The organism is Marinomonas sp. G8-14 (assembly GCF_055808935.1).
On the sequence record NZ_CM147891.1, the window covers coordinates 2,573,228 to 2,586,685 of the forward strand.

The 13,458-nt window shown below is 44.4% G+C and carries 15 protein-coding genes; 6 read left to right on the forward strand and 9 right to left on the reverse strand.

All coding sequences use genetic code 11. The features are described from left to right. Window positions 1-25: 25 nt before the first annotated feature. Genes epmA through AC0L6V_RS13140 form a run of 3 tightly spaced genes read right to left on the reverse strand, consistent with a single transcriptional unit; the run spans window position 26 to window position 2,577 of the window. Window positions 26-1,003, reverse strand: a complete 978-nt coding sequence (epmA, locus tag AC0L6V_RS13130; protein WP_265218286.1) for an EF-P lysine aminoacylase EpmA — start codon at window positions 1,001-1,003, stop codon at window positions 26-28. Window positions 1,004-1,048: 45 nt separating this feature from the next. After that, entirely contained in the window at window positions 1,049-1,690 is a 642-nt protein-coding gene (locus tag AC0L6V_RS13135) for a LysE family translocator (protein WP_265218285.1), read from the reverse strand. Further along, a complete protein-coding gene (locus AC0L6V_RS13140) occupies window positions 1,666-2,577 on the reverse strand; it encodes an EamA family transporter (protein WP_409418636.1) in 912 nt (303 codons plus the stop codon). The genes AC0L6V_RS13135 and AC0L6V_RS13140 overlap by 25 nt, the downstream gene beginning before the upstream one ends. A gap of 211 nt (window positions 2,578-2,788) precedes the next feature. Here AC0L6V_RS13140 and AC0L6V_RS13145 point away from each other — a divergent pair, with 211 nt between their 5' ends. The 3 genes from AC0L6V_RS13145 to AC0L6V_RS13155 all read left to right on the forward strand — a co-directional run bounded on the left by AC0L6V_RS13145 (window position 2,789) and on the right by AC0L6V_RS13155 (window position 5,234). Next, a complete protein-coding gene (locus tag AC0L6V_RS13145) occupies window positions 2,789-4,213 on the forward strand; it encodes an aminotransferase-like domain-containing protein (RefSeq protein WP_265218283.1) in 1,425 nt (474 codons plus the stop codon). A 105-nt stretch (window positions 4,214-4,318) separates the two neighbouring features. Then, entirely contained in the window at window positions 4,319-4,489 is a 171-nt protein-coding gene (locus AC0L6V_RS13150; protein ID WP_418138339.1) for a hypothetical protein, read from the forward strand. Between the two features lie 37 nt (window positions 4,490-4,526). Then, complete coding sequence (locus tag AC0L6V_RS13155) at window positions 4,527-5,234, forward strand: NADP-dependent oxidoreductase (protein ID WP_321160292.1); 708 nt, start codon at window positions 4,527-4,529, stop codon at window positions 5,232-5,234. A gap of 175 nt (window positions 5,235-5,409) precedes the next feature. On the opposite strand, the gene AC0L6V_RS13160 is transcribed toward AC0L6V_RS13155, so the two are convergent. Next, window positions 5,410-6,138 (reverse strand): SDR family oxidoreductase, encoded by a 729-nt coding sequence (locus AC0L6V_RS13160; protein ID WP_111607087.1) that lies wholly within the window; start codon window positions 6,136-6,138, stop codon window positions 5,410-5,412. 254 nt (window positions 6,139-6,392) lie between these two features. Between AC0L6V_RS13160 and AC0L6V_RS13165 the strand changes: the two genes are divergently transcribed. Further along, window positions 6,393-6,830 (forward strand): DoxX family protein, encoded by a 438-nt coding sequence (locus tag AC0L6V_RS13165; RefSeq protein ID WP_265218282.1) that lies wholly within the window; start codon window positions 6,393-6,395, stop codon window positions 6,828-6,830. Window positions 6,831-6,957: 127 nt separating this feature from the next. Here AC0L6V_RS13165 and AC0L6V_RS13170 read toward each other — a convergent pair whose 3' ends face one another. Continuing rightward, entirely contained in the window at window positions 6,958-8,628 is a 1,671-nt protein-coding gene (locus AC0L6V_RS13170) for a diguanylate cyclase (protein WP_265218281.1), read from the reverse strand. A 162-nt stretch (window positions 8,629-8,790) separates the two neighbouring features. Further along, on the reverse strand, window positions 8,791-9,366 hold the full coding sequence (gene efp, locus AC0L6V_RS13175) for an elongation factor P (RefSeq protein ID WP_265218280.1): 576 nt from the start codon (window positions 9,364-9,366) through the stop codon (window positions 8,791-8,793). A 198-nt stretch (window positions 9,367-9,564) separates the two neighbouring features. On the opposite strand from efp, the gene AC0L6V_RS13180 reads away from it, so the two are divergent. Both AC0L6V_RS13180 and AC0L6V_RS13185 read left to right on the forward strand, forming a co-directional pair. Next, window positions 9,565-10,296, forward strand: coding sequence for a KamA family radical SAM protein (locus tag AC0L6V_RS13180; RefSeq protein ID WP_418138340.1), 732 nt, complete (start codon window positions 9,565-9,567; stop codon window positions 10,294-10,296). Then, the gene (locus AC0L6V_RS13185; protein ID WP_418138341.1) at window positions 10,271-10,597 is read left to right on the forward strand and encodes a hypothetical protein; all 327 of its coding nucleotides are present in this window, start codon (window positions 10,271-10,273) and stop codon (window positions 10,595-10,597) included. Before AC0L6V_RS13180 ends, AC0L6V_RS13185 begins: the two co-directional genes overlap by 26 nt. A 90-nt stretch (window positions 10,598-10,687) precedes the next feature. Here AC0L6V_RS13185 and AC0L6V_RS13190 read toward each other — a convergent pair whose 3' ends face one another. The 3 genes from AC0L6V_RS13190 to AC0L6V_RS13200 are packed head-to-tail and all read right to left on the reverse strand — an operon-like array spanning window position 10,688 to window position 13,456. Beyond that, complete coding sequence (locus AC0L6V_RS13190; protein ID WP_409418638.1) at window positions 10,688-11,638, reverse strand: SMP-30/gluconolactonase/LRE family protein; 951 nt, start codon at window positions 11,636-11,638, stop codon at window positions 10,688-10,690. A 4-nt stretch (window positions 11,639-11,642) separates the two neighbouring features. Further along, window positions 11,643-12,935 (reverse strand): TRAP transporter large permease, encoded by a 1,293-nt coding sequence (locus AC0L6V_RS13195; protein WP_409418639.1) that lies wholly within the window; start codon window positions 12,933-12,935, stop codon window positions 11,643-11,645. After that, a complete protein-coding gene (locus tag AC0L6V_RS13200) occupies window positions 12,935-13,456 on the reverse strand; it encodes a TRAP transporter small permease (protein WP_265218276.1) in 522 nt (173 codons plus the stop codon). Before AC0L6V_RS13200 ends, AC0L6V_RS13195 begins: the two co-directional genes overlap by 1 nt. Window positions 13,457-13,458: the final 2 nt, after the last annotated feature.

Sequence of the window (13,458 nt, forward strand, 5' to 3'; positions counted from 1 at the left end):
GCGCTCTCAGCTTGTCGCAACATGATTAGGCTCTCGCGTGAGCAAAGGGCAAGACCTCAGCAATATGTGACTTATGACACATTAACATCAACAAACGATCCACACCTAACGCCACGCCCGCACAATCCGGTAAACCTTTACCTAAAGCCGTAATCAATCGTTCATCAAACTGTCGGGGCGACAAACGCATTTCCTGACGTGTTGCTTTGTCTTCTGCAAAACGTCTTGCCTGCTCTTTAGCATCGGTTAGTTCATGATAGCCATTTGCCAGCTCCATTCCTTGCCAATAAAGTTCAAATCGCGCTGCGACCAACTGCCCTTTTTCATCAAAATGAGTTTTGGCAAGTGCCGCCTGCGAAGCGGGATAACTGTGAATAAAACAAGGGACGTATTTACCAATAGCAGGCTCAACTACACTAGAAAAAAGTAACTCAAGCAAGGTATCGCGATCATCTTCCTGTAAGCCGTATTCTGTGTGTTCATGAGCACATTCTTGTAACTGGAACAATGTCGCGGTGAAAGGATCCAATCCCGTGTGACGTAAAAATGCCATTTGATAACTGAGTCGTTCACAAGTCAACGAAGCATCACCCAATAACACAGACAGCAGATTTTGGATCTCATCCATCAACTGCCAATGATCAAAACCGACTCGGTACCATTCTAACATAGTAAATTCAATGCTGTGGCGGCGGCCGATTTCTTCCGCGCGAAACACCTTCCCTAATTGATAAATAGAACCAGAACCCGCGCACAATAACCGCTTCATCGCGAACTCCGGCGAGGTTTGTAGGTAATAGGTCAGATCTTGACCTTGGGAACGCGTGTGACTGGTTAATACTTCAATGTGTGGATCCGTAATACTGCCCAGAGACAGACACTGAGTATCCACCTCCATCACTTCACGAGAATCGAAAAAAGCGCGAATGGCTTTTAGTAACTGCGCACGCTTTTGCAAAATCGAGAGATCCGCGCTGGGTTGCCACAAAGAAGCGTCGTACATAGAAAAGCACTCTGAAAAATAAAGTACATGATAACAAATACGGTGTTACATATTCACTTTACTCAACAATATTTTAATGCCCGCTGTGCCAAACATCAGCGCGAAGGCAGCATCAAAGCCGCGTTTCATTTTGAAATAGCCTTGGCGAATTCTTGGGTTCGAAAACAACACAGCGTAGCCCAAATTTATGCAGGCACTTTGAATCGTTAATAGGACAATCACAGACAACAAACCTTGGGTGGAAACCGAACTCGGCATTCCCATAGCGAATAGCGATCCTAAAAACAAAATAGCTTTAGGATTGGTTAAATGAATGGCTAAACCACGAAAATAAGCAGCGCGCGAAGACATTGGTTTGGTTTCTAGCGTGGCCAACATTTTGCTCGTATCCGATTTATTCGTCATTGCTGAACGGCAAGATTTGTACGCTAAGAATAATAAATAGACTGCGCCAACATACCGTAAGCTTTCGAATAGCCAGACATTCGCGTACAGCACAGCACCTAAACCAAAGGCCGCTGAACAAGACCAAAATACCGAGCCTGTTAGTATTCCAGATGCCAACGCTAAACCTTGCAATCGCCCTTGATTCATTGATGTCGATGCAATCGACAAGGTCGCAGGCCCAGGACTAGCCATAGCGACAAAAGCACCAATTAATATCAAAACATAGTGGATTTCTTGCATGAATCACCTCTCAGTCTTTTCAAGAAACTCAATTTCGGCATTGCCATTTGCCCCACAAACAACCCCAATAAAATCAACACCGCCGCTATTACCTGACTCGGTTCAATAGGCTCATTGTAAAACCAATAGCCACCTAAGATACCAAACACAGGTACTAATAATGTCATCGGCGCGACACTCGAAACCGAGTATGTCATGATCATTTTATTCCAAAACCAGTAACCCAATAATGTTGTCGGGTAAGCTTGGAACAGCACCGAAAATAACGTCCAAGATGTAAATTGATTCGGCAATTCAGTAATCACGTGTGCACCTTCAGAAATTACTGCCAGAAACAATAGAGGCAAAGGTGCAAACACCATTCCCCAGATGTTAAAAGCAAAAATCGCTTTGGTGTTTGCGCGCTTTACAATCAAGCCATTCACACTCCAAAAAACCGACGCCATCAATACCAACACCAAACCTTTACCTGTCACCGAGCCACCATCAGCTTGCATAATCAAAGCCAATCCAAGTAATGCCAATCCAGCGCCCAGTAGCTTATTGCGAGTAATGGTTTCGTTTAAAAATAGCCAACCCACCAGCAAGCTACTGACAACACTCATATCCAATAACAAAGACGCCATTCCAGCCGAAACACCCGCACCAATTGATAAGGTCGTTAATCCCCATACGCCGACACCAAAAGATAAACCATAAGCGATCAAATAACGCCACGGCGCATCTGGCTTTTTAATAAAAAAGATCAGCGGAAAAACCGCAAAGCTGAATCTTAACGCAGTGAGCACTAAAGGATGAACACTGTTCACACCCAGCTTGATCACACTGAAATTCAATCCCCATAACGCCATCAAGGCAAACAGCAACCCAAAGTCTCGTAGTTTCATCATTCGTTCCTAAATTTTCTAGTAAATTATGCGTATCGCAACATTCCAATAAACACCATGTTTCGATGCGGTAAGCGCTAGTTTCGAGAAGAAGCACCACACTGACTCAACATTGCCGCTAGTATCACTAGGAAACAAAAAAGAACACAGATTCAATTTTTCATAAAAATAAGAGTACAATTTAGAGAAGGGAAACACTTTTGGAGAGGTTATGGCGCTTTACGAAACACTTGCTCAGCATTATATCGACGACATACAAGCACAACGACTGCCTGCCGGAAGTCGTTTGCCAGCGTTACGAACCATGGCAAAGCAGCATCAAGTGAGCATGACAACAGCGACTAAAACCTACGATTACCTGCAGCAAACTGGTTGGATTTATGCGCAGCCTCAGTCTGGCTATTTTGTTGCCAATCAACTCGAAGCCACAACATTCCCCAGCCTAGACATCAGAAGTATTGAACAACGGGACCCAAAACGCTTCGCGCCACTCAATGGCTATAACCCAGCCTCGGCGCTTTTTAGTCCGCTCGGTACCTCAATGATTGCGCCAGAGTTACAACCGAGCGTCGCACTGCAACGCAGCATTAAACGTGTCACCCAAAGAGCCGAAAAACATCTGTTTCAATATCCAGAGACACAAGGCGACAAGGGGTTAAGAAGTGCGCTAGCCGAGCATTTTCGTCATCACAATCTCGCCTTTTCAGCCGCAGACTTTGTCATTACCAATGGCTGTATCGATGCGGTAAGACTGGCGATAGAAAGCGTGACCAAAGAAGGCGACACCATTGCCATTAGTTCGCCCTGTTTTAGTGGTTTACTCGATTTGCTCAGCGCCCTGTCTCGCAACGTAATTGAAATTCCTATTAGTGACCAAGGCTTGGATTTGGACCATCTAGAAACCTTAATGCAAGAAGGATTGATTAAAGCCTCACTGTTTAGCACCTCAAATATGAATCCAACGGGTATGACGCTGCCCGTTGAGCAAAAACAAGCTTTAGCCAAACTCGCTGCACAATACAAAACGCCTATGATAGAAGACGATGTGTATTTCGAATTAAGCCACCAAAAACAGCAAACACTACCCGCCAAATATTGGGACAAGGAAGGTTATGTGATTTGGTGCGGGTCTTTTTCAAAAACCTTAGCGGCAGGCCTGCGACTTGGTTGGTGCATTCCGGGACGATATTTAACGCCTTATCTCAAACAACACGCCTTAACCAGCTTTGGGGTGAACGGGCTGATACAGTCCTGCATGGCGGAGTTTATTAACACTGGCGAATATCGCTCTCATGTGAATAAAATTCGTACGGTTTTGAACCAACACATCCACCATTATCAGCAATGTTTGATTGAGCATTTACCTGAACAAGCCAAAATCAGCGCACCACAAGGCGGTATCGTACTGTGGGTGCAAATCCCCAGCCTAAATGCGGTACAGCTTGAAAAAGAAGCCAATAAACAGGGCATCGACATCCGCAGCGGCGCGTGCTTCAGTACCCATGACTTCTACCACGATTGCTTCCGCATCAACTGCGGTTGGCCGTTGGAAAATACTGGGGATAAACACAGTACTTATCAACAATTGATCAGCTTATGCGAAATAATCAACCGTTTAATAAAAGCAAAGACTTAATAAGATTGGAGCAATTGCACATTTACTCCTTCAATCCTAACCTTTAGTTCAAGAAAAACACCCCAAAACATGGTTCTAACTTGGTTAGGAAAAGGAGTCGTTACAATGTCATATCGTTCCGTAAAATTAATAAAACGCCCTGAATTAGAAATAACACCCGATATCTTTGACATGGTCACTCAAGATATCCCAAGCCCAGCAGCAGGCGAAGTCTTGGTAAAGCTGTCCCATCTTTCTCTCGATCCGGCTATGCGTGGTTGGATGAGTCCCAGATGAAAACAGCTATATTCCACCCGTTAAATTAGGCGATACCATGCGCGCCAGTGGCATAGGTGAAGTGGTTGCCTCCAATAATGAAAAATTCCCCGTTGGTGCTCGTGTCATGGGGCTAATGGGGTTAACAGAATATGCCATTAGTGATGGCAATGGTTTAAACGTCATTCCAAAAGAATTGCCTGCCGAAGCGATTTTATCTGTTATTGCTCTACCCGGCATTACCGCCTATCACGGTGTGTTTGAAGTACTTAAACCAGAAGCGGGGCAAACGCTGATCGTCACTGCCGCGGCAGGATCTGTCGGTTCTCTTGTTGGTCAAATGGCGAAAAACCTTGGTTTAACCGTGGTTGGTGTCGCAGGTTCGGATGAAAAATGCCAATGGTTGACCAAAGAGCTGGGCTTTGATCATGCGATTAATTACAAAGACGCCGATTTTGTCGAACAACTGACCCAAGCCACACCAAATGGCATTGACCTGTTCTTCGAAAACACTGGCGGTGCCGCGCAGGGACCAATTTTTGAACGCATGAATGCCCATGGACGTATTGCCGTATGTGGTATGATTGCAGACTACCAAAAAGCAGAACCAGCGCCTGGACCAAGCTGGGTCGGCATTATTAAACGCCGCTTGTCTATTCAAGGCTTCACCATGCCGGACCATTTCCATCGTATTCCAGAATACGGCCAAGCACTGGGCGCTATGTTAGGCAAAGGCGAATTAAAATATCGAGTCTCATGTGATTGAAGGCATTGAAAGCGCCACCACTGGCATTAACCTGTTATTTGAAGGGAAAAATACCGGCAAATTGATCGTTAAGCTGTAACTTTCTCGCATGCGGTTTCGTAAAAACGAAAAAGGGAATGACCAAGTGGGTCATTCCCTTTTTCTTTTAGATCAGTGTCATAAGCCGAATGGCGAGTTATAGGTCAAATTGCGACGGCAACATCACCACATCCCGAATCGTCACATGACGAGGACGCGTTAACATAAAGATCAAAGCTTCTGCCACATCGCTGGCATCCATCAAGCTGCCTTTCGCTTTCGCCTCTGCAAGTTTCTCTGCTGGCCAATCAGATAATAACGACGTGATCACTGGACCAGGCGATACCGAGCCAACACGAATACCATGCTGACCCACTTGACGACGTACGGTTTGCACGAAGCAATTCATCGCCCACTTCGATGACGCATAAACCGGCTCCCAAGGCGTCGGATAGTGCCCCGCCAAAGAGCTGGTGACTAATATATCGCCCACGCCTCGTTCCATCATATGCGGCAAAACATCACGGACATTTTTCATCACCACGTTAATGTTTAAATTGAGCATACGATCTATCGCATCATTTTCGGCATCAACAAGATCTCCGCCCACATACAAGCCCGCATTAGCGTGAAAAATATCAATGACGTTGGTTTTTGCTAAAATGTTTGGTATCAAGGCTGCGCACGCGGCAGGATCCAATAAATCCACCACTAAGGTCACAACCGCACTGCCATGTTTGTCTTGCAACGCCTTTAGTGCCGACTCATCTCGGTCAACAATAACTACCTGTGCGCCTTCGGCCATCATGGCTTCGGCACTAGCAAGACCGATTCCGGATGCGCCACCCGTCACTACGGCGACTTTCCCTGTTAATGTTTGAGACATGTTTTATCCTGCTTATTGTTATTGAAAGGTATCAACACGCTATCACTCTAACCACGGAAAGTTCTGCTACTTTTTTGCTTATAACTAAACCAAATAGGGAGATTTACCAATAAAAAGCGCATCCGAGGCAGCATTTCAGTGAATGTTCAATTTTTTTGATCAATTACCTCAAAAAGCTCCGTTACTCTATTTCTTTTTTTATATATAGTACACACAACTTAAGCAGAGCATCACTCACACCGAGGTAAATAAATATGGCATCTTTCATTCAAAAAACTACTAACACAACGTCTGGCATCGCTAGCACCATTCTGCGTATTCCCGTAGGTTTAATCCTAATGGCACATGGCGCACAAAAATTGTTTGGGTCTTTTGGCGGTTATGGTTTGGAGGGCACTGGTCAGTGGATGGCCTCTATCGGTTTAGAGCCGGGTTACTTGATGGCACTTTTAGCCGGTAGCGCCGAATTCTTTGGCGGCTTAGCACTCGTTATCGGTTTGCTGGTTCGCCCAGCGGCTGCGGTGGTTGCTTTTACTATGCTTATAGCCATTTTCTCTGTGCATTTTTCAAATGGCTTGTTCATGGCAAACAACGGTTATGAATACGCGTTAACGCTTTTGGTGATCGCTGTATCTTTGCTATTCAGCGGTGCAGGTGCCTTATCAGTTGATAAAGTAATTTCTACTAAATAGTCACTTGCTCAAGAGAGGGGCAAACGCGTCACCTTACCCTTATGTGGATGACCTTTTCCCAAAACAATCAAAACGCCTCGATACAAACATATCGAGGCGTTTTGCCATCAAGTAAGGATGAACAACATCAATAACTAAAAACAACTTTGTTTCGCCCTGTTTCTTTAGCCTTATACAGTGCTGCATCCGCACGATTTAATACTTGCTCATAATGGTCATCATCTGCGCTGTACATGGCAACACCAAAGCTCGCAGTAATGTATAAACCATCTGCCATCTCTGTTTTTTCTATATGTTCGCGCAGTATTTCAGCCATTTTCTGAGCGTTTTCAACATCTGTATTAGGCAGTAAAACGGTAAATTCTTCTCCACCAAATCGTGCAACTATTCCGCTATTATCAACCAAATTTTTCAATACCGCGGCCATTCTCTTAAGTACTTTATCGCCGATAGTGTGTCCATATTGATCATTTATCTTTTTAAAATGGTCCGCATCCACCATGATAATCGCAAATTGGTTACCTGATTCTCGTGCTAATTCATAATGCTTTATCAGTTCTTCGTCTAATGCTAATCGGTTATATACTTGAGTAAGGCGATCCTGACGCACAATTGCCTTTAAAGATTGATTGGTTGCTTCTAATTGCGCCGTTCTAGATTGTACTTTAGCTTCTAAAGTACTGTTCAATTGCAACAGTGTCTGCTCACGATCCAATAACGACAACATCATGTCTTGTAGTGAACGGCTCAAACTGGTGACTTCATGCAACTGATTATCTTCTTGAAAGGTAACATTTTTATCACCTTGTTGAATACGCTTTGCCGTTCCAGCCAATCGCTCCAAAGGAAAACTCAACATCCCAGCTAACCGATACGCCAAAATCATACAAAATAGAGTTGATATAATACCGAGCGTTAGTAATAGCTTATGCAACTCGTTAACCGTTGACATGGCGATAGCGACAGGTTGACGAACCACAATACGCCAGCCCAGATGTGTCGATTCAGGTGAGTCAACAAACGCTGTGCTGGTGAGATAATCTTTTCCATCCTGCCAAATAAGTGATTCAAATTGGCCATCTTTAGGTAATGTTGTAGGAACAGAAATATCACCTAGATGATTGTCTGGATACAAGACATCACCATCATTATTAACAATGTACATGTCAATTTCTTTTGTTTTAGACGCTTCAGTAAAAGAAGAAGACAGCACTTCTTTTGCCCAGAGCCAATTCGCATGGGTGGCCACAACGCCTTCTAATTTACCATCTTCATTGATTACAGGCGCTGAAAAATCCACAAAACGAATGGCTGAACCATCTTCCGGTTTTGGTAACAAACTTTCTAATAATAATGCTTTATGGAGGTCTCCAATAAAAGGACCAGATCGTCCATTGATGAACCAAGGACGTTGACTAACATCCGCCCCTTTCAATAAACCATCACTCGACGCCAATACAACCCCATCGGCATTGGCAAAGCCTATCCAAGCATAATGTTTATAAGAGTTTTTTATTTGGTCAATGGTCTGCTGTAATTCACTCAGGTTGTCACTTTGGTATAAGGAAAGCCGCTTACTAAGCAAAATGATCTCTCGCTCACGCTCTATTAAATTCGCCGTAAGCATGTTCGAAATAGACTGGCTAATGCCAACCAGATACTCGCCACTGGCATTAGAGAGGCGTGTCGACGCCACATAATAAGAAGAGGTAACCAGTACTAAACTGAGAGACAGTAACAATCCTCCCGTTAATATAGTGATTCGACTTCGGAAGGTGTGAATTCTTTGCAACGTCACGCAGAAGCCTCAAAATGAAAATACTTAAGGAACTAAACATTATCAGCTTATTGGTTTATTTTACATAAAACAAAACAATAATATTCTTAACACTCAACATAAAAAAACCTCCGATAGTTTCCCGTCGGAGGTTTTTTTATGTTGATGGCGCTAAATTAGGAATTACTTACCGGTGGCGCGAGAAACGTATTCACCTGTACGCGTATCAATACGCAATACTTCACCAATATTGATAAATAACGGCACTTTTACAACCGCACCGGTTACTAAAGTAGCTGGTTTAGAGCCACCGTTAGCCGTATCGCCTTTGACACCTGGATCCGTTTCTTTTACTTCAAGCTCAATGAAGTTAGGCGCAGACACAGCCAATGGCGCACCGTTGTACAATGTAACAACGTATTTTTCTTGCTCTTTAAGCCATTTCATAGCCTCTCCCACAGCGGTTTCATCCGCCGCGTGTTGTTCGAAAGAACCGTCTACTGCCATGAAGTGCCAGAACTCACCATCGGTGTACAAGTACTCCATATCGGTGTCCATTACATCCGCGGTTTCTAAGCTGTCGCCAGATTTAAAAGTACGTTCCCAAACACGACCGGTTTTTAGGTTACGCAGCTTAATGCGGTTAAAGGCTTGGCCTTTTCCTGGTTTAACGTGTTCGTTGTCAATAATCGCACATGGATCACCGTCGACCATTACTTTAGAACCGCTGCGCATTTCGCTGGTAGAAATATTAGCCATACATCCTCACAGTATATTTTTAGAGAAAAAGCTCTGACTGGCGTATCATGTCAGTCCCAAGATCTCTGCAAACTTCTTTTTAGCATCTTTTCAACGCCCTAATGGGCAATAAAAAGAGAGTTTGCAAAGATCTCTGAGAGCCACTGGCCTAATTGGCCAAAATAAGTTGGCGCAATCATAACCCAAAAGAACATAATTTTGCAGATATTTGACGTGATACCCATTCAAACTAATCAGAATTTAAGCTGGTCCCAACACCTATCACAGGCGCTCACCTCATTACCCGAGCTGGTTGAGCATTTAGGCTTGCCAAAAAGTCTTGCTCAACAAGGCGTAGAGGCACACCAGAGTTTCAAATTATTGGTGCCTCGCCCTTATTTGTCTCGCATGGAATATGGTAATCCTCAGGATCCCCTGCTATTGCAGATTCTACCCAGCGCTGCTGAAATGCAAAAAGTCATCGGATACACGAAAGACCCACTTGAAGAAGCCGATCATAACCCGCAAAAAGCCATCGTGCATAAATACAAGCGTCGCTTGTTAGTCATCACTACAGGGACCTGTGCAGTCAATTGCCGCTATTGCTTCCGTCGTCACTTTCCTTATGGCGACAATCAGTTGGCCCAGGCAGAATGGCAATCGGTCATTGACTACGTCAAACATCACCCTGAAATCAACGAGATCATCCTAAGTGGTGGCGACCCTTTGATGATGAAAGACGCACTGCTCGCTAACAAAGTACGCAAACTCGAAGCTTTGCCGCAAATCAAACGACTGCGTATTCATTCCCGTTTACCTGTGGTGATTCCTGAGCGTGTCTGCACAGAGATGATTGACTGGATTCAAGCCTCTCGGCTCGATATTGTGATGGTGTGGCACATCAATCATGCCAATGAAGTCGACCATGAGCCTCACTCTAGCGGCGGCTAAGCTCAAGCAAGCGGGGGTCACCTTACTTAACCAAGGTGTCCTATTAAAAGGCATCAACGACTCAGTAGAAGCCCAAGTGAATCTAAGTGAAACGGTCTTTGCAGCCGGCATTCTGCCCTACTACATGTTCACACTAGACCCTGTAGAAGGTGCAGCGCATTTTGATATCCATATCGAAGATGCCCAGCGACTCATGGGAAAAGTCGCCGCAGAACTACCAGGTTATTTGGTGCCAAGGCTCGCCAAAGAGATCCCAGGGAAACCGGGTAAAACCGTATTTGCGCCGACGTTTAATCTTTGATGAAAACCAAACATCACCTACGGGTGGCTCAACTACATGAGCGGCCAATTTGACGGTTATTTGCCCGTACAAATCACACCGCTCACATGATTAACTGCCCATATAACCTGAATACAGGGGGTGTCCTGAAATATTCAACTCTTGTGGAAACTCCACTTTCAGGATAGTTCCTGTATCTGATTCAGTAATAAACAAAGTTCGTAAATCTTTGCCGCCGAAAGCACAGTTAGTCGTCCCCAAACCTTTCGGAGATCGAACAATGGCAATTGGACGACCAAGATTATCGTGAACCCAAACCAAGCCCATGCCAGTTTGACAAACAACGACACCATTTTGTGCTGTCAAAGCTAAACCATCTGGACCTGCCCGGCCACCATTAAACTGCAAAAATAAGCCTGCTTTGTTAACACGACCACTTTCCGACAAAGGTAAACGCCATACAGCATTCGCTCGTGTTACCGCCAAATATAAAACATGACTGTTTACATCTAATACCAAGCCATTTGGACTAGGAGCCGTATCAATTAGACAAGTCAACTCACCTGTATCAGGCTGCCAGCGATATACTCGACCAGTGGGGTCATGCAGTCCCGTCTGGCCTTGATCCGTAAAGTAAAGGGTACCATCAGGGCCAAAGTGCAAATCATTGCAGCCTTTAAAACCTTCAGAATCACAGTCCTTCAAGACAGACTTAACGTCCCCCGTCTTCGGATCAAGTTGCATGATGCCATTCTGAAAATCAGCGATAAAAATGCGGCCATCTTTGTGGATTTTTAAGCCGTTAGGCTGACCATCGTATTCCGCAATTTGCGAAACATTTCCAGCGAGATCTGCCCGCATAATGCGTCCAAACGGAATATCAACAAAATATAAATTTCCATCTCGATCAAATGATGGACCTTCAATGAAACTATCTACCGTAGCACCACGTTTATTACGAGCCGCCCAATAAGAAGTCACATTTGGACGACGTAAGGATTCAGGTAACTGAGTAAAAACTTCGGCATCAAATACCGCGGGTTCTGGAAGAGGATACGTCATGTTATCAACCTGTTGTTAATGAGGGTAAATACAAAGCAATCTCAGGAAACGCCATTAATAGGAAAAGAAACCCTACTATCACAATAAAAAATGGCAGCGTCCCTAGAACGACATCTTCTACTTTTACCTTTTCGGATGAACTGGCGACCACAAACAAGATCACCCCCAATGGTGGCGTGAGCTGCCCCAGCTCTACCAAAATAACAACAAACACACCGAACCAAATAAGGTTAATATCCAATGCGATCAAAGCAGGGAAAATCACGGGTACAATAATCGCTATCATCCCTAGACCTTCCATAAAGCAACCTAAGATAGCAAAGATCACCATAACAATAATGAGAAACGCAATACGTGAAACATCAGCATCTTGTAAGTAGTTCACCAAGGTTTCACCCGCTCCAGACAAGGCTGTGGCGTAAGCAAAAATCATCGAAGTGAAAACGATGAACAGGATATTACCGCTCATTTTGATCGTGCGGGATAGCGCATTCTGCAGCAGAGCAAGATTCAAACGTTTGTATATGCCCGCAATTAACATGGCACCCAAAACGCCTACTGCTCCTGCTTCTGTTGGTGTGGCAATACCACCATAAATACTGCCCAAAACAATAAAGATCAGCATTAAGAACGGCAGCACATCCAGCGCGGCGGTATAAAGCTCTTTAAAAGTTAACGTACTTTTATCAGCTGGCGCAAAGCTTGGATTCATAATGCAACGAATCATAATCAAGCCCATATAAAACACAGCCAACAAAATCCCTGGCAATAAACCTGCGGAAAATAGTTGCGCGATGGATGTTTCAGTAAAGGTTGAATAAATGATCATTGTGATCGAAGGCGGAATCAAAATCCCTAAGGTCCCCCCTGCTGCCAAAGATCCAGAAACCAAACGGACGTTATAGCCACGTGATGACAACTCTGGTAACGCGACAGTTGACATCGCCGCCGCTGTTGGTGCACTACCTCCTGAAATGGCAGCGAATATACCGCTACCAGCAATATTAGTATGCAACAAACCACCAGGTAAGCGACGCACGAATGGCGAAACACCGTTGTAAAGTCGAGAACTTAATCCTGACCCTAATAAGATTTCCGCCATTAAAATAAATAAGGGAATAGCAGCAAGAGTAAAGCTATTCGCAGAGCCCCAACTTACTATGCCTAAAGCTTTCCAACCAGCAAAGCCCTTTATTGCCCACAGGTATGCAAGCCCAGCACTGGCAACAGCAAACTGCACCCACATCCCACCAATAATAAGTCCTACAAGAAGACCAAATATTAAAATGCCTTCCATTAGTTATGGCCTTCTTTCATGCGTAACAGAATAAGGAGATGCTCCATTAGGAACACCCCAATGACAATAAAACCTAAAGGTAAAAGCGTTTGTGGTATCCATAAAGGCGTACGCAATACGGTTGGCGCAAACTTCCCACGACCAAAAGAGCTTTCGACTAAGCTAAAGGTTTTCCAAGCCAACACAACACAAATAACAATGGCAACGAGAGTGAATAGCGTGCCAAGCAACCTTCTTAACTTAAGCGGTAAAACATCAAACACCACTTGTACTTGGAATAAAGAATTTGCTCGCACAGCCATTGCCGCCCCAAATAAGGTGAGTGCAACCACTAAATACCCCGTCACTTCTTCAACAAAACCAAGTGAGTAGCCAAATGCCGATCGCAAGAAAACTTCTAATGACACAAAAGTGACTAACGCACACAACATAACGGATGAAAGTACGCCGATGCTTTTACCCAAAAAATTAAAAAGAGGTGCAGCGGGCGCCACACCTTTCAAAGGTTGCTCAGAGTGCATAA

Bases quoted from the DNA above. Each gene is read 5' to 3' on its own strand.
- AC0L6V_RS13195 (WP_409418639.1), bottom strand. From the start codon at position 12,935: ATGGAAGGCATTTTAATATTTGGTCTTCTTGTAGGACTTATTATTGGT.
- efp (WP_265218280.1), bottom strand. From the start codon at position 9,366: ATGGCTAATATTTCTACCAGCGAAATGCGCAGCGGTTCTAAAGTAATG.
- AC0L6V_RS13140 (WP_409418636.1), bottom strand. From the start codon at position 2,577: ATGAAACTACGAGACTTTGGGTTGCTGTTTGCCTTGATGGCGTTATGG.
- AC0L6V_RS13185 (WP_418138341.1), top strand. From the start codon at position 10,271: ATGAGCCTCACTCTAGCGGCGGCTAAGCTCAAGCAAGCGGGGGTCACC.
- epmA (WP_265218286.1), bottom strand. From the start codon at position 1,003: ATGTACGACGCTTCTTTGTGGCAACCCAGCGCGGATCTCTCGATTTTG.
- AC0L6V_RS13150 (WP_418138339.1), top strand. From the start codon at position 4,319: ATGTCATATCGTTCCGTAAAATTAATAAAACGCCCTGAATTAGAAATA.
- AC0L6V_RS13155 (WP_321160292.1), top strand. From the start codon at position 4,527: ATGCGCGCCAGTGGCATAGGTGAAGTGGTTGCCTCCAATAATGAAAAA.
- AC0L6V_RS13135 (WP_265218285.1), bottom strand. From the start codon at position 1,690: ATGCAAGAAATCCACTATGTTTTGATATTAATTGGTGCTTTTGTCGCT.
- AC0L6V_RS13190 (WP_409418638.1), bottom strand. From the start codon at position 11,638: ATGACGTATCCTCTTCCAGAACCCGCGGTATTTGATGCCGAAGTTTTT.
- AC0L6V_RS13200 (WP_265218276.1), bottom strand. From the start codon at position 13,456: ATGCACTCTGAGCAACCTTTGAAAGGTGTGGCGCCCGCTGCACCTCTT.
- AC0L6V_RS13165 (WP_265218282.1), top strand. From the start codon at position 6,393: ATGGCATCTTTCATTCAAAAAACTACTAACACAACGTCTGGCATCGCT.
- AC0L6V_RS13160 (WP_111607087.1), bottom strand. From the start codon at position 6,138: ATGTCTCAAACATTAACAGGGAAAGTCGCCGTAGTGACGGGTGGCGCA.
- AC0L6V_RS13145 (WP_265218283.1), top strand. From the start codon at position 2,789: ATGGCGCTTTACGAAACACTTGCTCAGCATTATATCGACGACATACAA.